18 protein-coding genes are annotated in these 20,691 nt (G+C 67.6%); 8 read left to right on the forward strand and 10 right to left on the reverse strand.

The window, feature by feature from the left end; translation table 11 throughout:
* The first annotated feature begins 22 nt into the window (after positions 1-22).
* Both ACFVWT_RS13435 and ACFVWT_RS13440 read left to right on the forward strand, forming a co-directional pair.
* Positions 23-1,372, forward strand: coding sequence for an MFS transporter (locus tag ACFVWT_RS13435; protein ID WP_390248476.1), 1,350 nt, complete (start codon positions 23-25; stop codon positions 1,370-1,372).
* A gap of 6 nt (positions 1,373-1,378) precedes the next feature.
* Positions 1,379-2,215 carry a triose-phosphate isomerase family protein gene (locus ACFVWT_RS13440; protein ID WP_390248478.1) on the forward strand — a complete coding sequence of 279 codons (837 nt, stop codon included), beginning with the start codon at positions 1,379-1,381 and terminating at the stop codon, positions 2,213-2,215.
* Here the strand turns inward: ACFVWT_RS13440 and ACFVWT_RS13445 are convergent.
* Positions 2,181-5,906 carry a TM0106 family RecB-like putative nuclease gene (locus ACFVWT_RS13445; protein WP_390248480.1) on the reverse strand — a complete coding sequence of 1,242 codons (3,726 nt, stop codon included), beginning with the start codon at positions 5,904-5,906 and terminating at the stop codon, positions 2,181-2,183. The two genes, ACFVWT_RS13440 and ACFVWT_RS13445, sit on opposite strands and share 35 nt — an antisense overlap.
* A gap of 174 nt (positions 5,907-6,080) precedes the next feature.
* Between ACFVWT_RS13445 and ACFVWT_RS13450 the strand changes: the two genes are divergently transcribed.
* Genes ACFVWT_RS13450 through ACFVWT_RS13460 form a run of 3 tightly spaced genes read left to right on the forward strand, consistent with a single transcriptional unit; the run spans position 6,081 to position 7,664 of the window.
* A complete protein-coding gene (locus ACFVWT_RS13450; protein ID WP_390248482.1) occupies positions 6,081-6,695 on the forward strand; it encodes an SOUL family heme-binding protein in 615 nt (204 codons plus the stop codon).
* Positions 6,676-7,242 carry a nucleoside deaminase gene (locus tag ACFVWT_RS13455; RefSeq protein WP_390248484.1) on the forward strand — a complete coding sequence of 189 codons (567 nt, stop codon included), beginning with the start codon at positions 6,676-6,678 and terminating at the stop codon, positions 7,240-7,242. Before ACFVWT_RS13450 ends, ACFVWT_RS13455 begins: the two co-directional genes overlap by 20 nt.
* A 32-nt stretch (positions 7,243-7,274) precedes the next feature.
* Complete coding sequence (locus ACFVWT_RS13460; protein WP_390248486.1) at positions 7,275-7,664, forward strand: hypothetical protein; 390 nt, start codon at positions 7,275-7,277, stop codon at positions 7,662-7,664.
* Between the two features lie 13 nt (positions 7,665-7,677).
* Here the strand turns inward: ACFVWT_RS13460 and ACFVWT_RS13465 are convergent, their stop codons facing one another.
* Positions 7,678-7,974: a hypothetical protein gene (locus ACFVWT_RS13465; protein WP_390248488.1), complete on the reverse strand. Its 297-nt coding sequence runs from the start codon at positions 7,972-7,974 to the stop codon at positions 7,678-7,680.
* A gap of 141 nt (positions 7,975-8,115) precedes the next feature.
* Here ACFVWT_RS13465 and ACFVWT_RS13470 point away from each other — a divergent pair, with 141 nt between their 5' ends.
* On the forward strand, positions 8,116-10,644 hold the full coding sequence (locus ACFVWT_RS13470) for a Tex family protein (RefSeq protein WP_390248490.1): 2,529 nt from the start codon (positions 8,116-8,118) through the stop codon (positions 10,642-10,644).
* 63 nt (positions 10,645-10,707) lie between these two features.
* Positions 10,708-12,540 (forward strand): gamma-glutamyltransferase family protein, encoded by a 1,833-nt coding sequence (locus tag ACFVWT_RS13475; protein WP_390248492.1) that lies wholly within the window; start codon positions 10,708-10,710, stop codon positions 12,538-12,540.
* A gap of 37 nt (positions 12,541-12,577) precedes the next feature.
* Here ACFVWT_RS13475 and ACFVWT_RS13480 read toward each other — a convergent pair whose 3' ends face one another.
* The 7 genes from ACFVWT_RS13480 to ACFVWT_RS13510 form a co-directional block, all read right to left on the reverse strand.
* Positions 12,578-12,922 carry a cupin domain-containing protein gene (locus tag ACFVWT_RS13480; RefSeq protein ID WP_390248494.1) on the reverse strand — a complete coding sequence of 115 codons (345 nt, stop codon included), beginning with the start codon at positions 12,920-12,922 and terminating at the stop codon, positions 12,578-12,580.
* 213 nt (positions 12,923-13,135) lie between these two features.
* A complete protein-coding gene (locus ACFVWT_RS13485; protein ID WP_390248496.1) occupies positions 13,136-14,881 on the reverse strand; it encodes a DUF222 domain-containing protein in 1,746 nt (581 codons plus the stop codon).
* A gap of 289 nt (positions 14,882-15,170) precedes the next feature.
* Positions 15,171-15,845 carry a DUF2071 domain-containing protein gene (locus ACFVWT_RS13490; protein ID WP_390248797.1) on the reverse strand — a complete coding sequence of 225 codons (675 nt, stop codon included), beginning with the start codon at positions 15,843-15,845 and terminating at the stop codon, positions 15,171-15,173.
* A gap of 77 nt (positions 15,846-15,922) precedes the next feature.
* On the reverse strand, positions 15,923-16,702 hold the full coding sequence (locus tag ACFVWT_RS13495) for an isocitrate lyase/phosphoenolpyruvate mutase family protein (protein ID WP_390248498.1): 780 nt from the start codon (positions 16,700-16,702) through the stop codon (positions 15,923-15,925).
* A gap of 41 nt (positions 16,703-16,743) precedes the next feature.
* Positions 16,744-17,151 carry a DUF1622 domain-containing protein gene (locus tag ACFVWT_RS13500; RefSeq protein WP_390248500.1) on the reverse strand — a complete coding sequence of 136 codons (408 nt, stop codon included), beginning with the start codon at positions 17,149-17,151 and terminating at the stop codon, positions 16,744-16,746.
* Positions 17,152-17,194: 43 nt separating this feature from the next.
* The gene (locus ACFVWT_RS13505) at positions 17,195-18,103 is read right to left on the reverse strand and encodes an SDR family oxidoreductase (protein WP_390248502.1); all 909 of its coding nucleotides are present in this window, start codon (positions 18,101-18,103) and stop codon (positions 17,195-17,197) included.
* 55 nt (positions 18,104-18,158) lie between these two features.
* The gene (locus ACFVWT_RS13510) at positions 18,159-19,064 is read right to left on the reverse strand and encodes an MSMEG_6728 family protein (protein WP_390248504.1); all 906 of its coding nucleotides are present in this window, start codon (positions 19,062-19,064) and stop codon (positions 18,159-18,161) included.
* Between the two features lie 228 nt (positions 19,065-19,292).
* Here ACFVWT_RS13510 and ACFVWT_RS13515 point away from each other — a divergent pair, with 228 nt between their 5' ends.
* Entirely contained in the window at positions 19,293-19,865 is a 573-nt protein-coding gene (locus ACFVWT_RS13515) for a hypothetical protein (protein WP_390248506.1), read from the forward strand.
* Positions 19,866-19,961: 96 nt separating this feature from the next.
* Here ACFVWT_RS13515 and ACFVWT_RS13520 read toward each other — a convergent pair whose 3' ends face one another.
* Positions 19,962-20,657, reverse strand: coding sequence for a transglycosylase family protein (locus ACFVWT_RS13520; RefSeq protein ID WP_390248508.1), 696 nt, complete (start codon positions 20,655-20,657; stop codon positions 19,962-19,964).
* Between the last annotated feature and the right edge of the window lie 34 nt (positions 20,658-20,691).

The raw sequence follows: 20,691 nt of genomic DNA on the forward strand, positions 1-20,691 counted from the left end.
ATTTACTCAAAGAGGAGTTTTGATGTCCCTAACAGCAACATCCACCAAGGAGCTCCTGGATTCGCCGGTCCTCAAATCGGCGATTTCCAAGGCCTCGTTCCGGCTGATGCCGATGCTGGTCATCCTGTATGTGGTGGCTTTCCTGGACCGCACCAACGTCGGCTTCGCTGAAGCAGCGCTCGGTGTGGACCGCGGGGTCACCGCCGGGGCCTACGCTCTGGGCGCAGGCATCTTCTTCATCGGCTACGCACTATTCGAAATCCCCAGCAACCTGCTCCTGACCAAGTTCGGTGCGAAGGTGTGGCTGGCCCGCATCGCCATCACCTGGGGCATCGTGTCCGCGTGCTTCGCCTTCGTCCAGGGTGAGACTTCCTTCATCATCCTGCGCTTCCTGCTGGGTGTCACCGAAGCCGGCCTGTTCCCGGGCGTCATCATGTTCCTGGCGGCCTGGTTCCCGAACAAGGTCCGGGTGAAAATGTTCGCGATCTTCTACCTGGCTCAGCCGTTTTCCCAGATGATGGGCGCACCGCTGTCCGGCTGGCTGATCAACATCGGCGACCAGGTTCCCGGCGTGGCCGGCTGGCAGGTCATGTTCTTCGTTGAAGGCATGCTCGCGGTCCTGGCCGGCATTGCCGCGTACTTCTTCCTGATCAACAGCCCCCAGGACGCCAAGTTCCTGAACACGGGCGAAAAGAAGGCGCTGCTGGATGTCATGGCGCTGGAGGACACCGTCAAGGAGGAAACCGGCCCCCGCGGCGTGCTCGCCGCAATGAAGAACCGCAAGGTCTGGTACTTCACGGTCATCTACTTCTGCCTCCAGGTGGCGGTGTACGGCGTGACGTTCTACCTGCCGCAGCAGGTGGCGCAGCTGACCGGCCAGAAGGTTGGCTTCGCCGTGGGCCTGATGGCGGCCATCCCGTGGTTCTTCGGCATCTTCGCCTGCTACTTCATCGGCAAGGCAGCCAACACCATCGTCCGCCGCCGGGTGTGGGGCACGGGGCTGTTCATCTCCACCGGGCTCTGCATCTTCGGCTCGGCCTGGGCCGGCGCCAACCATATCCCGGCACTGGGCATCATCTTCATCACCCTGGCGGTGTGCAGCTTCCTGTCGATCGGGCCCATCGCGTGGTCCTACCCGACGGCGTTCCTCACCGGCACGGCGGCCGCCGCGGGCATCGGCCTGATCAACTCGCTGGGCAACCTGGGCGGCTTCGTGGCCCCGATCCTGCGCACCACGGTCAACCAGGTCACGGCGTCCGACACCGGAACCATGGGCGTCTATGCCCTCGGCGTCCTGCCGTTCCTGGCGGCCGCCATGATGTTCGCGACCAAGAGGTTCCAGAACAAGGCGGACGAACTGCTCGAGAAGTAGAACAGCGTGAAAAGCAAAGACAACGCCGTCACGTATGTCGGCGTCAGCACCAAGATGTACCTGGGCTACCGGGACACCCTGGAGTGGCTGGAGCGACTGCGGCACGAAGTGGACTCCCGTCCGGCCCTCGCGGCCGGGCGGGTTGTCCCGTTTGTGATACCGGCCTTCCCGGTGCTTCCGGCGGCTGCCGCTCTTCTTGCCGGTTCGCCAATGCTGCTCGGCGCGCAGAACTGCGGCTGGGCGGACGGCCCGTGGACGGGCGAGGTGGCGCCGTCCATGCTCGCCGAGCTCGGCGTGCGCCTGGTGGAAATCGGCCATGCCGAACGCCGCGCGCACTTCGGCGAAACCGACTCCATGGTGGCGCTCAAGGTCCGGGCCGCGGACGACGCCGGGCTGACGCCCCTGCTGTGCGTCGGCGAGGACTCCGCGGCGGAGGCGTCCGACGGCGACACGGGCGCGGCGGCCCGGGACGCCGCCGGCTTTGTGGGCCGGCAGATAGAGGCCGCCGTGGGGGGCGACTGGGAACTGGCCTCCCGCCTCATCATCGCCTACGAGCCCGTCTGGGCCATCGGCGCTGCCGAGCCCGCCAACGCGGCGTACGTGTCCGACGTCGTCAATCACCTCCGCGGCCTGCTTGCCGCACACGGGTTGCAGGAGCTTCCGGTCATCTACGGCGGTTCAGCGAAGCCCGGACTCCTGCCCGGACTGGGCGGTGTTTCCGGATTGTTCCTGGGCCGCTTCGCGCACGACGCCGGGAACTTCGGCGCGGTCCTGGATGAAGCCCTGCTGAAGTCTGGCTCGGCTGTTTCTAGCGAGCCACCGACCGCTGGCACAGCCCGATAAAACCGCCCAGCTGTTCGAGGCCCTCGGGATGTGTCGGCAGGTAGTTGGTTAATTCCGGTGCCCGCACCACCACGGCGCGCCATTTGCCGCGGGACACCGCCACGTTGATCCGGTTCCGGGAGAGCAGGAATTCCATGCCCCGTGGAGCCTCGGCCACTGCTGAACACGCCATGGACACAATCACCACGGCGGCCTCCTGCCCTTGGAACTTGTCCACGGTGCCCACCCTGACCGCTGTGTGGCCGGCTGCGTCGAGGGCGTCCCTGACCAGGTTCACCTGCGCGTTGTAGGCCGCCACCACCAGGATGTCCTCCGGCCCCAGCGGGCGGTCCCCGTTTTCGTCGTGCCAGGTCAGGCCCAGGTGCCTGCCGACCTGGTTCACCACTTCAGCGGCTTCCTCCGGGGAAGACGTGATGTTGCCGCTATGGGCGACCATCACGGTTTCGATTCCGGCAGGGACGCCCGCCAGGAACCGCAGGTCCGCGGCGCTGGCGGACTGCAGCCTGCCCTCGTAGGAAAGTTCCGAAACGGCAGAGCACAGCGGCGACGCCATGCGCCAGGTGTCCGCCAGGAAGTAGCCCAGCTCCGGCGGAAGCGTGGCACGGCCTGCAGAGATCCAGCCCAGGGCGGATTCGTTGACCGGCTCAGGGTGGGTGCCCTGGCTAACCTGGGGAAGCTGTTGCGGATCGCCTAGCAACAGCAGCCGCGGGCTTGCCTGGGCGACGGCCAGGGTGTTGGCGAGGGAGAACTGCCCGGCCTCGTCGATCACCAGAAGATCCAAGGACCCGGCAGGCACGGTGGAGCCAGTCATGGTCCAGGCGGTGCCGCCCACCAGGGCGCCGCCCGGAGAACTGAGCAAGCGGTCCACGTCGGCGGCAGCGCGGTGGTCCCATGGCAGGGAACCGTCGTGCTTGACGTCCTTGGCGACCCTCCGCGGGTCCACCCCAGCTTTTTCCACGGCGGTGCAGAGCAGGTTCTCCACCACCGCGTGCGACTGGGCAACGACGCCCACCTTCCAGCCCCGGGCCACGAGCCGTGCAATGACGTGGGAACCCACATGGGTCTTGCCGGTGCCCGGCGGCCCCTGGACGGCCAGATACGAGTGGTCGAGGGCCTGCACGGCTGCCGTGATCGCATCGATGAAGCGGTCAGCGCCGCCCGCCGGTTCGGGAAGGGGCCCGCCTGTCGCCAGCCGCGGCGGAACCCGGCGCACCAAATCCAGTGCCGGATGCTTCCGGAAGACAGGCTCTCCAAGGTGCCCCGCAGAAGCGTCCGGAAGGCCCGCGGCGACCTGGTCAGCCAGCAGGGCCAGCGCCTCTTCCAGGCCCTTGGTGGCAACAGGCTGGTCTTCGGTGAGCGCGATGGGCAGGTTGTTATGCGGTTCGATCTTCCGGTGCAGCCGGTCCCGGATCACTACGGTATCCCTGCCGTCCTTATGGCCGAGCTCCAGAACCTCCGTCCCGAACCACCCGTTGCGGCCCGAGCCGTCGCTGCCGGTGCCCTCGAGGCCCGCGGGCAAAGGACGGTCATACATCCGGAACCATTTGCTGCCTTCGCGGAGGTCCGATCCGGCGCTGACTGTGCCGGTCAGCTGTACCCTGCGCTCGGGGAGCCTGGTGCCCACCTTGTGCCAGTCGTCGAGGATGCGGGCTTCCTCGACGAGGAAGATATTGCGGTCCTGCTGGTGGGTGTCAGGTCCGCTCTCGCAGCGGTCAAAGTGGGCCCACCAAAAGGCCTTGCGCTCGCGGCGGTGGTAGCTCACGGCCGCCTCCACCATGGCGACGGCTTGAACGTCGGCCTCCGCGCTGCCGAACTCCTTCCCGGCGGTGCGGAATTCCGCCGCCCGGTCCAGAAAAGCCCTGATGGCGAGTTCGGAACGCCCGAGCACGGCACCGTCGTCGGAATCAGGCGCCGCCCGGCCTAAATTTCCTGTGGGTCCTGAATGTCCCGCGGGTTCCAAGTTTCCGGCGGCCCCGCGTTCGGTTGTGCTGCCGCCCCCGCCCCCGGTGCCGTCCGGCCTGGCGTCCGGTGCGCCGCCGATTCCGCGCTCGGCAGCCAGCCGCAGCAGCCAGTCGCGGAGCCCCAGCGTGGAGAGGCAGTCATATTCGTTGTAATCCGAGATGCCGGCGAGGATGGCCGCTGCGTCCTCGGCAAGACCGGCGTCGCGCGCCTCGCAGTAATCTGCATACGCCACCACCGATGCACCTGCGTCCTTCACGTCTCCCGAGCGGAGGTTGCTGCCCATGTAGAGCGGCTCGAGCTTCTTGATGCTGTACGAGTTTTCCGAGATCCGGATGCTGTTCCGTACGGTCTGGTACAGGTCCACGAGGAGCCCGTCCCGCAGCCACGTGTCCACGGTGTCCTCACCCGCGACATGCATGACCGAGAGTTTGCGCAGGGCCGTCTTCTCGTAGGCGGCGTAGTGGTACACGTGCATGTCAGGGTACCGGCGCCGCCTGTCCTCCACGTAGTCCAGGAAATCGAGGAAGGCCTGCTTTTCCGCCGCGCGGTTGTGGGCCCAGAACGGCTTGAACACGGTCCGGCCATCCGGTTCCGAAGGCGCTTCGATAACCCCGAACAGATACTCCAGGCCCCAGATTCCCGTGGCGGCGTCCTGCCACAGCGGGTCCCCTTCGAAGTCGAAGAAAATATCTCCGGGGCTCGGCGGGGGCAGTTCTGCCAGCGTGTTCTCCGGGACGACCCGGTAGCTGATGCTGAGCTGTTCACCGTCCTTGACGTAGGTGACGGAACCCTCCGCCGTGCCCGCGTTGCTCTGCATCCGGGCCTGGTCCTGCATTCGCAGCAGGGACGGGGTGGCGCCGGGCAACGTCGCGTCGGCCAGCTGCCTGACGGTGAAGATCCCCTGCCCGTGGAGTTTCTTCCGCTGTGCCGAGTTCATCCGCGCCACCAGCAGGAGATCGTCCGTGGCTTTGACTTGTTCCTTGCAGTAGTCGCACCGGCCGCAGGCAACAACTCCGGGCGCACCCCAGCCGACGGTGTCGGGCTGGTTCCGGTGGCCGGCCGTGAGGGCCAGGAACCTTTCCCGCCGCTCGCGGAAGACGGGGAGAATGTCCGCCAGCTTGTGGCTGCTGCGGACATAGTCGAACCCGCCTCCGTCCGTCTCCACTGTGGCACCGAGGACCAGCGTAACTACCGGGTCGGGTTCGATTCCGGCGTGAAGCAGCTGGTCTCCGTAAGCGGCAAGCTGGAGCAGCGCCGTCACTTTGGCATGGCGGGCCAGTTTGGTGTCGTACACGGCGTAGCTGCCGTCGTCCTGTTTGACCAGGAAGTCGGAACGGCCGTGGAAGCGGCCGTCAAAGAACGCCGCCTGGAAAACGACGTCCGCCCCCGACCGCAGCGCCTCGATGGATTCGGCATGCTTGGCCTGCAGGGTGGCGCGGTCCATGGCGGTGGCGGCCGCGACGTCGTACACGCCGCGGCCGGTGGCGGGATTCCATGGACCGAACTCGTCAAGGAAATTGGCCAGGACTTTGTGTTCGTGGATGTCCCCGAGCTTCGCTGTGCGCGCCAGCATTTCGTCAGGCTCGAACTCGGCTTTGGGGGAGCGGCCCAGTTTTTCGTCCAGCTTGCGGAGCAACTGGTATTCGCACGTTGCGGCGATCACCAGATCGCTCGCGGAGAAGACCAGGTCCTGCGCCTGGTCCGGTACTTCCGGTTCAAGAAGAAACACTGCGCCTCATTGCCGTAGATATTGCGGTGCCGGTTGGTGGGGTTTGCCGCTGATGCCTTATTGCCAAGCTACCAAAGGGCCCTGACAATTTGGCTTGGGCCCTCCCCGTTCGGCTCTGCCGCGGCACGCCAGCCTCTGGCCGGGCAGGCACGGTCGGCGTAAGGTCTGAGGAACATGACTGAACAGCAGCCTTTTGAAGTCGTCCAACGCTTTCCGGATTTTGAAGTGCGCCGTTACCCGGCCCACGCCGTCGCCGAAGTGAAGGTCAACGCGCCCTTTGACAGTGCGGGCAACGCCGCTTTTCGGCTTCTTTTCGGCTACATCAGCGGTAACAACACCGCACGCGAGTCCGTGTCCATGACCGCCCCGGTCCTGCAAAGTCCCGCGCCATCCCGGAAACTGGCCATGACGGCGCCGGTGGTCCAGAGCGGTACCCCCGGCGATAGCGAATTCGTTGTTGCATTCGTTCTTCCCGCCGGTATCTCGGCGGCAACAGCTCCCGTTCCCAACAATCCCCGAGTGGAAATCCGGGCCGTGCCGGGCTCGGTGGCTGCGGTCCTGGGATTCTCCGGCAGGGGGACCGAAGCGGCGTTCGAGAAGCGGAACAGTGCCCTGCAGGAAGCCCTGGCGCAAGCCGGTCTCAGGCCAGTCGGAGCGCCGCGGTTCGCACGCTTTGACCCGCCGTTCAAACCCTGGTTTCTCAGGAAGAATGAAGTGGTCCAGGATATCGAGGAGTCGGCGGGACTTGCCGGCCACAGGGGAGGGCCGCATGAGCAACCCACAAGGTGACCACGCCGCCACCGGGGAAGCGGCCTTAGCCGCTGCCACGTACGATGAGGCAGCCTTCGAAGCAGCTGTCCGGGCCGCGGAACAGAGCCTCAGTGAGGGCGGCATCCCCATCGGGGCGGCCCTCGCGAGGGGGAGTGAGGTGATCGCCAGCGGCCACAACGAGCGGGTCCAGCACGGAGATCCCATCGCCCACGGCGAGATGGCCGCACTCCGTGCTGCCGGACGCCAGAAGAGTTACCGCGACACCACGCTGTACACCACCCTGGCGCCATGCGCGATGTGCACCGGGACGATCATCCAGTTCAAGATTCCGCGGGTGGTGGTGGGGGAGGCCAGGACATTTCCTGGCGAATTCGAGCTCCTGCGCTCGCGGGGTGTTGAAGTGCTGGTGCTGGACGACCAGCGCTGCGTGGACATGATGCTCGCTTTCCAGCGCGACTCCCCGGAGTTGTGGGCTGAGGACATCGCCGAGGACATCGCCGACGACGAACCCTCGGACGCTGACCGCGTTCCACGGATAGTTCCAGGGAAAGTTCCAGGGAAATAGGGCGAGACGGAACACGGACACGAGGCGGACACATGGACCGAGACCGCATGGCCTTGAGGGCAGTGAAGTCGTTTCACACGCTGGCCTGGTTCCTGATCGAAGCCTGCATGGCCTACGTCCTGTACGCGGGCATCCGCGGTCGCACGGACAGGCGGGCCGGGGTGGCGGCGTCCGTGGTGGCCGGCGAGACGCTCATTTTTGCCGCCTACGGGTTCCACTGCCCGCTGACCGCCGTGGCCAAAAGGCTTGGTGACGAGACGGGTTCGGTAACGGATATCTACTTGCCCAAGTGGTTCGCACGGAACCTCCCGGCCATTCACGTGCCGCTGATCCTCCTGGCGGTCGCCCTGCACCGCCGGAACATCGTCGCCGGGCGGGCGCGCGGACAGTCGGTCTTGCTGACCGGGCGGGCCGCCCGCTGATCAAGCCTGCAAGCTAGAGGAAGGCCTCGCGGCCCGTCCCCTCCCGCACCAGTAGTTTGCCGTCTTCGATGGACACCAGGAGGCTCTTGGGTTTGCCACTGAGTTTCACGCCCCCGGACAGGCCCCGGCTGGTCACGTCGACCCCGATGGTGGCCCCGCGCGCCGGAACCTCGATGGCGACTTCCTCGGCTATGCCAAGCAGCGGATTGGTGGAGAGCTCGGTGTCGCGCCTCGCCTGCTTGCCGTTGACGAAAACCGTGACGTTGTCCTCCTTAAAGCCGCCCTGAAGGATGATGAGCAACTCCTGCATCGTGGACCGCCTCCGTAGATCGCCGGGCTCCCCCAACTGCCACTACATCACTTCTTTCCCTTTGTGGATAGTCCCAGTTTTGGCCGGTTGGGGGTGGTTGAGGGAGGACGCAGCGACACAGTGTCGGTCCGGTAGGGCAAAATGTTCTGGGTGAACCACATCCCGCAGCGCCCTTCCCCGTCCCCCGCCAAAACTGCTGATTCCACGGCAGACCACATCGCGGCCCAGATCGCCGACGAACTGGGCGTCAAGGCGTGGCAGGTGAAGGCCGCGGTGGAACTGCTCGACGGCGGCTCGACGGTCCCCTTCATCGCCCGGTACCGCAAGGAAGCGACCGGGACGCTGGACGACACCCAGCTCCGCGACCTCGAGGAGCGGCTCCGGTACCTCCGCGAACTGGAGGACCGCCGTCGGACGGTCCTTGAAGCGATAGCCGCACAAGGCAAGCTGACGCCGGAACTGCAGGCCGCCGTCGTCGGTGCCGATACCAAATCCCGCCTGGAAGATATTTACCTTCCCTTCAGGACCAAGCGGCGGACCAAGGCGCAGATCGCCCGTGAGGCGGGGCTCGAGCCGCTCGCCGACGCGCTGCTCAAGCGGCCGGAACTGGACCCGGAGCGCGAGGCCGCCAAATACCTGAACGCTGAACATTCCATCGAGGACGCCGCGGCGGCGCTGGCGGGCGCCCGGTCCATCCTGGTGGAGCGCGTGGCGCAGGACCCGGACCTGGCCGCGACGCTGCGCGAACGGCTCTGGACGCAGGGCCGCATGGTGTCCCGCGTGAAGAAGGGCCAGGAAGCCGAAGGCCAGAAGTTCAAGGACTACTTCGAGTTTTCGCAGGCGCCGTCCGGGATGCCGTCGCACCGCGTACTTGCGCTGCTCCGCGGGGAAAAGGACGGGGTGCTGGAGCTGGACCTCGCCGAGGCTGAGCCGTCCGACGACGACGCCCTGGCCGCCGCCCGCGGCCGGTACGAATCCGCCGTGGCCAGGTTCCTCGGGGTTGCGGACCGCGGCCGGCCAGCCGATGAGTGGCTGCTGCAGACCGCGCAGGTGGCGTGGCGCTCGCGCGTGCTGGCCCGGCTGACCGCCGATCTGCGCGGGCGGATGTTCGCCGCAGCCGAGGACGAGGCGGTGCGGGTGTTCGCCGCCAACCTCCGCGACGTGCTGCTTGCCGCGCCGGCGGGCAACCGTGCCACCCTGGGGCTTGACCCGGGCCTGCGCACCGGTGTGAAGGTGGCAGTGGTGGACGGGACCGGCAAGGTAGTGGCCACCGACACTGTGTACCCGCACGCCCCGGCGCGGAAGTGGGACGAGGCCCTGGCAACACTGGTGCGGCTGGCGCGCCAGCACGCCGTCGAACTGGTGGCGATCGGCAACGGGACGGCCTCACGCGAGACCGACAAGCTGGCCCTCGAGCTGATCAGGAAGCTGTCTGCCGAGTCCCCGGCGGGGCAGGGCGGCGCCGGAACCCGGGCGCCGGAAAAGCTCGTGGTATCCGAAGCCGGCGCCTCGGTGTATTCGGCGTCGGCGCTTGCCGCGGCCGAGCTGCCCGGCATGGACGTCTCCCTGCGCGGCGCGGTATCCATCGCCCGGCGCCTGCAGGATCCGCTCGCGGAGCTGGTCAAGATCGAACCGAAGTCAATCGGCGTCGGGCAGTACCAGCACGACGTCACGGCCGCGAAGCTGGACCGCAGCCTGGACGCCGTGGTGGAGGACTGCGTGAACGCCGTGGGCGTGGACGTAAACACGGCGTCACCCGCGCTGCTGAGCAGGGTGGCCGGCGTCGGACCGCTGCTGAGCGAGAACATCGTGGCGTACCGGAACGAGCACGGGCCATTCGCCAAGCGCAGCGAGCTCAAGAAGGTGCCGCGGCTGGGGGCCAAGGCATTCGAACAGTGCGCGGGCTTCCTGCGGATCACCGGCGGAGCGGAGCCGCTGGACGCGTCCAGCGTGCACCCGGAGGCCTACCCGGTGGCACGGAAGATCCTCGCCGCCGCAGGCGGCAGGGCATCCGTAGGAGGGGCAGGTACTGGCAGCCTTGCTTCGCTCAACCCGCAGGACTTCGTGGAAGGCGCCTTCGGACTGCCCACGGTGCAGGACATTATTTCTGAGCTGGAGAAGCCCGGCCGGGACCCGCGACCGGCCTTTGCGGCGGCCAAGTTCTCGGAAGGGATCGAGAAGATCTCCGACCTCCGCCCGGGCATGATTCTGGAAGGCACCGTCACCAACGTGGCCGCGTTCGGGGCGTTCGTGGATGTCGGGGTGCACCAGGACGGACTGGTGCATGTTTCCGCGCTGGCCAACCGCTTCGTATCCGATCCGCGCGAAGTGGTGAAGTCCGGCCAGGTGGTGCGGGTGAAGGTTCTTGAGGCCGACCCGGAGCGGAAGCGCATCTCGCTCACGCTAAGGCTCGACGACGAACCGGCACCTGTCGGCGGCCGGCCGGCTGCTGCTGGTGCCAGGCCGGCTGCTGCCGGGCGGCCGGGGAACGGCGCACCGCGGCAGGAATCCGGCACGCCCCGGCAGGGGAGTGAGGGCCGCCAGGCGCGGGGTGAGGGCAACCAGGCGCGGAACGGCCGTTCGGATGCCAAGCGTACGCCGCCGCCCAAGCCCGCACCGGTCAACACCGCGATGGCCGAGGCACTGCGGAAGGCCGGACTGGGCAAGTAGCTGCACATCCGGCGCCGCTGTTAATCCGTTGTCCCGCTGCCGGCTGTGGCTACAGTGGTCCCCATGACTTTCACGCGGCCCGATCCGTTCACCACGCGCCCCACCCTCCGGGGAACCTTCGGGATGAGCGCTTCCACGCACTGGCTGGCCACCGCGGCCGCCCAGGCGGTGCTGGAACGGGGCGGGAACGCGTTCGACGCCGCCACCGCCGGGGCGTTTGTGCTCCACGTGGTCGAGCCGCACCTGAACGGTCCGGGCGGGGACATGACCGGAGTGTTTGTCACGGCTGAGGAACCTGGCAATCCGGTGGTCCTGATGGGGCAGGGTCCGGCCCCCGCCGCAGCGACGCCCGGGCACTACCGCTCGGAAGGGTTGGAGCTTGTGCCGGGTTCGGGCGCCCTGGCGGCGGCGGTGCCTGCCGCCGTCGACGCCTGGCTGGTGCTGCTGCGCGACCATGGAACGTGGGAGTTGCAGGCGGTGCTCGAGTACGCGATCGGGTACGCGCGGGACGGCCACCCGATGCTGGGAAGGGTTGGGGCGACGATAGCGGCAGTGTCCGAGCTGTTTACGGAGCACTGGCCCACGTCGGCCGAGCTGTGGATGCCCGGGGGAAGAATCCCCGCCGAGGGGGAACTGGTCCGGAATCCGGCCTACGCTCAGACTCTTGAACGGCTGGTGGAGGCGGGAGCCGCGGGGTCCACGCGGGAAGCGTGCATCGACGCCGCACGCCGGGAATGGGGCGAGGGTTTTGTAGCGGAGGCCATGGTGCGGTCCGTGCAGACGCCGCACCGCCATTCGTCCGGGACTGACCACCGTGGCGTGCTGGCAATGGATGACCTCGGGGGATTTGAAGCGGGCTACGAAGCCGCAGCCACTGTTGGGTTCAGGGGACACACCATCGCCAAGACGGGCCCGTGGGGACAGGGGCCGGCGCTTCTGCAGACCCTGGCGATCCTGGACGGGTTCGCGGACGAGTACCTTGATCCGTCCACCGAACGGGGCGCGCACACCATCCTGGAGGCCCAGAAATTGGCGCTCGCCGACAGGGAGGCCTACTACGGCGACGCTGACGTTCCGCTCGACTACCTGCTGTCTGCCGGGTACGCCGCGGAGCGCCGGCAGTTGATCACGGAACGGGCATCGCATGAGTTCCGGCCCGGCCGGGTTCCGGGACACGAACCGTTTATCCCGCCGCTGCGGACGGAGTACGTGCCGCCGGCGGTCGTGAACGACGACGACGGGCCGGGCCTTCGCGGGAGTGCCGGCGCCGGCGTGGGTGAGCCGACGGTCCTGGCTAGCGGCGAAATGCGTGGCGACACGTGCCACATCGATGTAGTGGACCGCTGGGGCAACATGATCTCGGCGACTCCGTCGGGCGGCTGGCTGCAGTCCTCCCCGGCGATCCCCGAGCTGGGTTTCTGCCTGGGCACCCGGCTGCAGATGACCTGGCTCGAACCCGGAACACCGTCCACGCTCACCCCGGGGAAGCGTCCCCGCACCACCCTGACGCCCACCCTCGTGCTGCACAACGGCGCGGCTGTTACAGCGCTGGGTTCCCCGGGCGGTGACCAGCAGGACCAGTGGCAGCTCCCATACCTGCTGCGGACCATCGTGGGAGGCTACTCTCCGCAGCAGGCCATCGACGCGCCGACGTTCCATACGACGTCGATGCCGGGGTCTTTCTGGCCCCGCACCTGGGAGCCCGGCGGCGCAGTGGTGGAGGACAGGCTGGGTGAGGACGTCATCGCCGGTCTTGAGCGCCGCGGCCACCGGATCACACGCGCCGGAGACTGGACACTGGGACGGCTGTCCGCCGTTGTCCGTGATCCCCGGACGGGAGTCCTGCAGGGTGCAGCGAACCCGCGCGGTGCGCAGGGGTACGCGGCGGGGCGGTAGGGTTTCCGCCCTCACGAAGGACCACCCATGCTTGGGTTCACTCTTTCATGACGATATCGACCGAGATTTCCACTGCCGGAACCGTCCCCCTGTTCTCGAGCCAGTGGGTGGTATTCCGGTCCTCGGGCCATCCCACTCCGGGCCCGTAGTCTGTAGCGACGCCGTTTCGATGGTCGGTGATCGTTCCCTGCAGGATGTAGACGGTGCCAGGGCGGCCCACGTGGTCGTGGATCGGGCCGAACACGCCGCCGGGCTCGATAGTCACCATTCGCGTTCGAAGCTGGCGCCCTTCCATGCCCTCGATCTCGGAGGCTAGGTCAACCGTTGAAAGTACCTCCACCGTGACACCTTTTGTCTCAGGTGCCGCCTGTTGGTTGCTCATGGTGCTCTCTTCTCTGTGCGTCCTTGCACGTTCGGGACTGTTGCTGGCGGTCCACGCCGGACCGTCATCGCCCGCACCCGCATGCGCCGCCCCTCCGGCTCCGTCCCCCCACATTAGGAAGTTAACAGGGCTCCGAACAGTCCCTGGCCCGAAAACCCAACGAAGTACCCAGTAGGACATCTCGTAAGAGCGTCGGGCCGGCATGGTGCAGCGTCAATCGAGTCTGAAGTAGTTGTTTCGTTGGGGTTTTTGGTGTGGGTCGATGTGGGGTGGCGGGATGAACCACGGGATCCCGGTTTTGACCTGGATCTGCCACTGTTCCTTGTGGATCAGGTGGTGGTGATGGGAGCAAAGCAACGTGCCGTTCTCGGTGCTGGTGGTTCCGCCGTGTGACCAGTAAGTGATGTGGTGGGCTTCGCACCACGGGGCGGGGATGGTGCAGCCCGGGAACGCGCAGCCTTGGTCGCGGGCGGTGAGGGCTTTGCGGATGTGGGGCGGGAAGATCCTGGTGGTCCGGCCGATGTCCAGGACGCGGCCCTCGCTGCCGAGGAGGACGGGGATGATGTCGGCGTCGCAGGCGATCTTCCGGACCGTGGCGGCCGTGACGGCCCCGGTGAACGTGAACGAGCCCGTGCCGGGGATGCCGGGGATGGTCCCGGTGCCCGTGGTGCCGGGGATGCCTCCGGTGCCGTTTGGCCTGTCGCTGTTCTGGTCGAGCCGGTCGAGGCGGTCCAGGAGGTCGCGGTAGTCGATGGTGACCATGACCTGGGGACGCAGACCGCCGGCTGCGGGGAGGTTTCCGGTGGCGAGTGTGGTTTTGGCGGCGCCGACGAGGCCGTCCAGGAGCTGCTGGGGCCGGGTCCGCCGGTCCAGATGTTGTTCGCCTGGTTGGGTGCGGGGGTTGGTGGCGGTGTTCATCACGGTCAGGAGGGGTTCGTATTGGTCCGGGGTGGCGAAGAATTCCACGTGGTGCAGTCCGCGGCGGGGTTTCCGGATGAAGACGCCCTGCCGGTGCCGGAGTTCCTCCTCGGAGGGTTCGCTGCCGTCCTGGTCGGCCGCCTCAACCAGTTGCCGGGCAACGCGGGCGAGGAAATCGGTGTCCTGTTCGGCCGCGGTGCGGGTCAGGGTGTGTTCCATCCTGGCCATGGTCTCCGCAGGGGCGTGATGCCGGACCCGGTCCAAGGCGACGGTGATGATCGTCGCGGAACGGGAACCCACCGACCCGGACGCCACGGCCGCGGCGAGCACGGGACGTTCCGGAGGCTGGGGGTGGCCGGTGATCCCGGCCCGGGGCAGCACGGCCTCGGCCAGGGCGAGCCGGCGGCGGTCTTCGCCGGCACCGATCCGCAGTCTTATACGCAGGAACTCGGTGGTGTTCCGGCACCCGTCACCGGCCGGATCCGGATCGTTGGACTTCGGCGGTTCTGGGCTTGGTCCGGGACCCGTGGCCGTCTCGACCTGGCCGGTCACCGTTTCATTGGCATGCGTCCCGGTCGCCCAGCAGATCGGCCCATGCACGGCCGTCTCTTCGCCCCACCCGGTGGTCCAGCCAACGGCCGCACCCGAACCCGAGCCAGCCCGCGCAGCAGCTGCAGCAGCACTGGCCTCCCGCCGCGACCGGTCCACTGCCCCGGCAGCAACCACCTGCAAATATTCAGCGGCCCGGGAGATGTCCTCCACCCGGGCGGCGAAGTCAGCAGCCTCCTGGAAACCCACCACTGCAACGTCCGTGACCGCCGTCGAGCTCAAAGCCGCCAGCAGCGCGAAGCACCGGTCCAGATCACCGGAACCACCGCCGTCGAACGCTGTGGCCGCCGGCTGAGGGGATACCGCGGGAACACTCCGCAGGCCACGGCCCGAAACGGGGTGACCGACAGCACCAGATGCGTCAGCGGCGGCGGGCATTTTGGCCCAGTGCAACGCCCGTCCTCCTGCTGCAAGTTCCCCCGTGACTTCCATGGGGTAACTCTGCCAAAGACCTACGACAAAATAGCGGCGTCACGAACGCCGCAGACTCCGCACTCGCCGAGGCAGCGACTGCCCTGGAACCCGGCCTCGCGCACCGCGGCGATGGACCCCGAGACAACGCCAATGGGCTGCTCCAGTGTCGCACCGCTGGATGCCGAAACCTTCAGGCCGACCTCCGTGGTGGCCCGGAAGATCGTTGAGCCGCGCAGCCAAGAGCGAACGAATACTTGCGCCCCTGCCGGCGGTGCTCCTCGAGGCGGCCCCCGAGGAGCGCCGCCCCCTATCCAAGCACCCGCGGCCGGCCAAACTGGGTCCGGACGCCGGGGGAGAACAGCACGGACTCCGGCGGACCTGCCACCTCGAGTCCGGCGGCGCTGATCAACCCGTCCTCCAGGACCGTCAGCTCAGCCCGGTACAGCGGCCAGGGTGAATGGGTGTTGGGGATGTACAGCGTGCGGCCGCGGAAGCGGGAGTGCAGGCCGAACCTGGCAGTGAGGTGGACGGACAGCGGATCAGCCGCGGCGTCGTCGAGTGCCGGAACCACCGCGAAGTCGCTTCGGGCACCGCGCCGGAACCGCCGCACCGAGTAGCCGGTGGACGGGCTTCCGGGATGGGCGGGACGGAAGCGGGCGTGCGACCATACATACGGAATTCCGGCTGCGCGTGCGGCCAGGACCACGGCCAGCCGGTCCGCGTCCAGGCTCAGGAAGACCACGCCCCTGGTGCCGTCCGGTTCCCGCGAGTACAGCCGGACGTTGATCTCGTTGAAGTCCCCGAAGAACGGCACTGCGGGGCCTCGTCCGATGCCCGCTTTCTGCATGCGGAAGCCGATCAGCCCCACCCACGCCGAGCCGTCGAAAACGTCCGGCGCCACCCCCGCCGGCATGAACGCTGCCGCCGCCGCTTCGGGGATGCGCCAGTGCAGGAACACCGCGTCGGTCCACCGCTGGTCCATGATCACCGGGGTGGGAAGCTCCGGCGGCTCGGGCCACGGGTCCGGCAATCCCACACCCTGCAGCTCCGGACCGGCCACTAGTTGAGTGCCCGTGTTCCCTCGGGCAGCGCGCCCCCGGCCAGGAGCCCGGCGGTGGCGTCGGCAAAGGCCGTCAGGGCAACCCGCTGGGTCCAGGGGCCGTAGGAAATGCGCGCCACGCCCAGTTCCTGGAGCTTCGCCGGGGCAAGCGATCCCGGAACGTTGATGACGGACACCTTGTTCCAGCCGATGCCGTCCACCAGGGCGGCAACGGTGGGCTCGTCCAGCAGGCCGGGAACGAAAACGGTGGTTGCTCCCACGTCGAGGAACGCGCGGCCCCGTTCGATGGCGTCGGCCAGTACGTCGGCGGGGTCGCGGTCCTTGCCCTTGAGGAAAGCATCGGTGCGTGCGTTGAGGACGAAATCGATGCCTTCGGCCTGGCCGGCCCGGGCGGCGGAGGCCATCTGGGCAACGGCGTCGGCCAACGGGCGCATCTGGTCTTCGATGTTGGCGCCAACGATTCCCACGCTGATCGCCTTCCGGATTGTCTCGCCCGGGCTGCCGTAGCCGGATTCGAGGTCCGCGCTGACCGGAAGGGTGGTGGACGCGGCAATGCGTCCCGCCGCTTCGAGCATGAGGTCCACGGGGATGTTCTCGCCGTCCTCGTAACCAAGCGAGGCCGCAATGGAGTGGCTGGCCGTGGCCAGGGCAGCGGTGCCCGGGACATCGGTGGCGACCTTGGCGGTGATGGCGTCCCAGACGTTGATGACCTGCAGGATTTCCGGTGCCTGGTGGAGGCGGAGCAGTTCAGAGGCTTTTGCGGCGTTGTTATGAGTCATCCTGCGAGCCTAACCGAGGGCGCTGACAGCGGAGAAGGCTTTCAGCCCTCAGATGATGAGCCCGACGCGCCGGCTGATGCTGCCGCGCCGGCGGGCTGTTTCTGCCAGGGCCAGCGGCCGGTGATCTCGAGCTCCAGCGAGAAACTCAGGAAGGTCCGGATGAGCACGATGATCGCCAGCACACCTACGCTCTCGAAGGTCGGCGTCACGGCGACCGTCCGGATGATGTCCGCTGCCACTAGAAGTTCAAGGCCCAGCAGGATGGAGCGGCCCAACAGCTGCCGGTAGGAACGGTATACGGAGAGCGGTTCGGAGCCAGGCGGCAGACGTCTCGGCTGGTATCCGCGCAGGGCCATGGGGATGGACACGACGGCGCCGATCACCATAACGGCGACGCCGGCAAAGTCCATGAACCGGCCAACCGACTCGATAATGTGCTGGAAATCCACTGGTCCCCCTACAAGGCGTCGGATACGGAAAAGGGCAGCGGCATCACGGGTGCCTGACGCCTTCGCCGGCGAGGATCGCGCGGTATCCCTCGCGGAAGGTGGGGTAGGCAAACTCGAACCCGGTGCTGCGGAGCAGGGCATTGCTGCACCGTTTGTTGCCGCCGCGGGACGGCTCCCCGCCGGCTGACCCGCCACCGCCCGAAACGTCCGACGACGGCCGCGGGAGTCCCAGTTCGTCGGCCAGGAAACGCTGGACCTCACCGAGCTCCGCGGGATCGTTGTCCACACCGAGGTACACGGGTCCGGGTTCGGCGGTCATGGTGCAGAGGTGCACGATTGCCGCCGCGGCGTCGTCCCGGTGGATGCGGTTGGTGTAGCGCGGTTCCGCGGGCGCCGTGGCCGCGCCGGAGCGGACCTGATCGATCAGCCGGGTCCGTCCCGGCCCGTAAATGCCGCCCAGGCGAAGCACCACGGGAGTGATGCCGGTGCCGAGCAGGCGCCGGTGCAGCAGATCCTCCGCCTCGCGGATGATGCGGCCGGAGAATCCGCCGGGTGCCGGCGTCGTGCTTTCATCCACCCAGCCGCCGTCCGCGTCGCCGTACACGGCGGTGGAGGAGACGAACACCACGCGCCGGAGCGGCGAAGGTGAGGCCGCGCCGTCGTGCTCCCGGTCACGCTCCAGCGCATCCAGGACGTTCGAGAGTCCGTCCACATAGGCGGCCCGGTAGGCCGCCTCGGTCGGGGAGCCGGCCGCAACAGCGATGACGACAGCGGTGGTGTCCGCCGGGACCGGCGGCAGCGGCGGAACGGTCAAGTCGGCAACGACACCCTCGATAGCGGGCGGAAGCTTGGCCGGCGACCGCCGCCACCCCACTACGCGGTGGCCGGCTGCCGCGAAACGCAGCCCGGCCTCGGTACCCAGATCGCCGCAGCCGGCCATAAGAACAGTCATACGGGCAAGTCTGCCAGAGCGGCGGCGTAGCCTTTGCCAGGCTTGGCGATTACGGCTAGGGCGCCGGAATCGGGAAGAACAGCCGCGGATCCTGCAGCAGGGCGGGGTAGTCGAACGAGGAGCGTTCCACGACGTCCGTCACCTGGAAGTTCCGGGCGAAACGGCCGTCCACCGTGATGGGGCGACCCTGGACCTTGCCGATCGCGAACGTGGCACCGCCATCGAACGGGACCGCTATGGCGGAATTGCCCGGGAGGGTGCGGAAGGCCTCCTCCTGCTGCTGGCGCTTCTTCGTGGGCTTCTTCACCAATTGCTTGGGCGGGCGCTTCTTGGGGTTCTTGGCAGGCCGCCGGGCACCGGAGTCGGCGTAGACGAACTCGTACTCTTCGGACTGGGCGGCGGCTTTCGCGGCGCGGCCAACCTCCGGCAGGCTGATGGTGTCGAGCTTGTCCGGGGCGGTGTCGCCCACCTGGGCACGCAGGATCCAGAGCCGGTCACCGACCGGATCCTCCGGAAGGAACTCATGCCGGGGTTCGGGCCAGACATACTCCAGGTCCGCCGGTGTGCCCGGGAATAGTTCGCTGTAAAAGCGCGGTTCCTTCTGCAGCAGCCGGGAGCGGTGGCTGAGGTGGACGTCGGGCTCACCCAGCCACGGCGGCATGGGGATCTTGGCGGCGTAGGCCGCGTGGTCCGCCTGCGGCGCGAATTCAGCGATCTTTGCCCGGGTGGTGTCCTCGCCGCCGCGGGCGATCCATTCATCGGCGATGGCCAGGCCGTACATGGTCAGCGCGGGGACGTAGCCCATCCACATGCGGATGGCCGGGTGCGACTGCCAGCCGTACTCCGGGATCACCAGCGCACGCAGGGTCTGCAGCGCCTCGACACGCTGCTTGCCGAGCCGCACGCGGTCAAGGACCGCGGCACTCTGCTGGAAATCTGGATAGGGAAGGAAAGTCTGCATCCTTCAAGTGTGGAGGTGCCGGGGTCCAAGACCAAATGGCGGCGGCCGCCACGCACCGCTGAGGCGGCGGTGTTGCAGCGGCAAACGCTGGTAGGCTGTGAGCGGCTTGAGGGCAGCGCGGCGTAGTCTACTGGACCGTATGCTGAGACGGGGGCGACAACACGGTCACAATTTCACTAAGATGACCCCAATCAAATCCCGCCTCAGTCACCCTCCGGAAGACACGAAATGACACTTACCCAAGCAGTTCCGTTCACGCCGAAGTTCGGACAAATGCTGAGCCCGGAAGCCAAAGGCATCCTGGTGCTTGATGAATTCACCATCGACCCGGAAGCGGCCCGCAAGGAGCAGCACGGCTTCCGCGCCGCCCTCGGGTCTGTTGCCCTGAAACTCCGGCGCATCGTTGCCCTCCGCCTGTTCATCGCGGTAGTGGCCATCGCCAACCTCCCCCTGTTCCTGCTGTCCACCGGTTGGTGGATCTACGCCGTGTCCCTCGCCGTTGTGGTCGGAGTCCACGCAGCGGTTTCGTGGCTCAACGCGCATGAGCCGAAGGTCCGCCAGCGCCACTCGCTGGAGCTGCACCTGCACCGCGAACGCAGCGACAACTACCGCAAGGTGCGCGATGCCGTGAAGTTTGTGATCGATTCGCCGGCGCGCATGAACGAGCACCTCTACCTCGAGCTCCTGGCAGCCAAGCGGGTGGCCCTGCACCTGCACATCGGCACTGTGGCCCTTCTGGACACCAGCGACGACTCCGCCTGGAAAGTCCGGATCGTCCGCGAACTGCCGCAGGCGGCCTGACCTAACTTAGGAAACAACACTTAAGAAACTACGACGCCGCAGCTCCCCGCCAAGGGGACGCTGCGGCGTCGTTGTCTAAAGCTCCGCTGCTTTGCCTTAGGCAGGCAGCTGCAGAACCTGGCCTTCAAGCACCAGGTCGGGATCCACGATGGTGTCCGTGTTGGCATCGGCAAGGGTCTGCCAGCCGCCGGCGATGTCCAGCTTCTCCGCGATGGTGCTGAGGGTGTCACCGGCCTCCACCGTGTAGGTTTCGCCGCTCAACGGAACCTGTGCGGCGTGGCGGGGTTCAGCCTGTGCGGGTGCCACTGCGGCAGAAGCGGCCTGGACGGGGGCTTGCGCGGCCTGTACCGGTACCTCGGCGGGGGCCGGGGTGACCGGGACGCTCGGTGCGGGTGCTCCGCCGCCGCCGCTTAGGCCCAGGCTGGCTGCACAGGCGGGCCAGGCGCCCCAGCCCTGGCTGGCCTGGACGTTCTCGGCGACGGCGATCTGCTGCTCGCGGGTGGCGTTTGCCGCCGAGCCGGTGCCGCCGTAGGCCGCCCAGGTGCTGTCGGTGAACTGGAGTCCGCCGCTGAAACCGTTGCCGGTGTTGGTGCTCCAGTTGCCGCCGCTCTCGCACTGCGCGAGGGCGTCCCACGTGCTGCCGCTCGTGGCGGTGGGGACGGCCGCGTTCGCGGCTGTGGCGGACAGTGCGAGTCCTGCCGCGGAAACGGCGGCCAGCGTCACCCCGCGGCGCGCGGCGGTCCCCAGTTTGGATTTGCCCATGGGGGTGTTCATGCGAGTGGAAGTGTTCATGAAAGTGGATGCTCCTGAGGGCCACCTGCGCTCG

Source organism: Arthrobacter sp. NPDC058288, from assembly GCF_042880995.1.
Classification (GTDB): Bacteria; Actinomycetota; Actinomycetes; order Actinomycetales; family Micrococcaceae; genus Arthrobacter.

What these genes read in the sequence shown, in the direction of transcription:
- ACFVWT_RS13510 (WP_390248504.1), bottom strand. Translation starts at nt 19,064, where the DNA reads ATGCAGACTTTCCTTCCCTATCCAGATTTCCAGCAGAGTGCCGCGGTC.
- ACFVWT_RS13520 (WP_390248508.1), bottom strand. Translation starts at nt 20,657, where the DNA reads ATGAACACTTCCACTCGCATGAACACCCCCATGGGCAAATCCAAACTG.
- ACFVWT_RS13435 (WP_390248476.1), top strand. Translation starts at nt 23, where the DNA reads ATGTCCCTAACAGCAACATCCACCAAGGAGCTCCTGGATTCGCCGGTC.
- ACFVWT_RS13470 (WP_390248490.1), top strand. Translation starts at nt 8,116, where the DNA reads ATGTTCTGGGTGAACCACATCCCGCAGCGCCCTTCCCCGTCCCCCGCC.
- ACFVWT_RS13455 (WP_390248484.1), top strand. Translation starts at nt 6,676, where the DNA reads ATGAGCAACCCACAAGGTGACCACGCCGCCACCGGGGAAGCGGCCTTA.
- ACFVWT_RS13490 (WP_390248797.1), bottom strand. Translation starts at nt 15,845, where the DNA reads ATGGACCAGCGGTGGACCGACGCGGTGTTCCTGCACTGGCGCATCCCC.
- ACFVWT_RS13480 (WP_390248494.1), bottom strand. Translation starts at nt 12,922, where the DNA reads ATGAGCAACCAACAGGCGGCACCTGAGACAAAAGGTGTCACGGTGGAG.
- ACFVWT_RS13450 (WP_390248482.1), top strand. Translation starts at nt 6,081, where the DNA reads ATGACTGAACAGCAGCCTTTTGAAGTCGTCCAACGCTTTCCGGATTTT.
- ACFVWT_RS13495 (WP_390248498.1), bottom strand. Translation starts at nt 16,702, where the DNA reads ATGACTCATAACAACGCCGCAAAAGCCTCTGAACTGCTCCGCCTCCAC.
- ACFVWT_RS13465 (WP_390248488.1), bottom strand. Translation starts at nt 7,974, where the DNA reads ATGCAGGAGTTGCTCATCATCCTTCAGGGCGGCTTTAAGGAGGACAAC.
- ACFVWT_RS13515 (WP_390248506.1), top strand. Translation starts at nt 19,293, where the DNA reads ATGACACTTACCCAAGCAGTTCCGTTCACGCCGAAGTTCGGACAAATG.
- ACFVWT_RS13485 (WP_390248496.1), bottom strand. Translation starts at nt 14,881, where the DNA reads ATGGAAGTCACGGGGGAACTTGCAGCAGGAGGACGGGCGTTGCACTGG.
- ACFVWT_RS13460 (WP_390248486.1), top strand. Translation starts at nt 7,275, where the DNA reads ATGGACCGAGACCGCATGGCCTTGAGGGCAGTGAAGTCGTTTCACACG.
- ACFVWT_RS13505 (WP_390248502.1), bottom strand. Translation starts at nt 18,103, where the DNA reads ATGACTGTTCTTATGGCCGGCTGCGGCGATCTGGGTACCGAGGCCGGG.
- ACFVWT_RS13475 (WP_390248492.1), top strand. Translation starts at nt 10,708, where the DNA reads ATGACTTTCACGCGGCCCGATCCGTTCACCACGCGCCCCACCCTCCGG.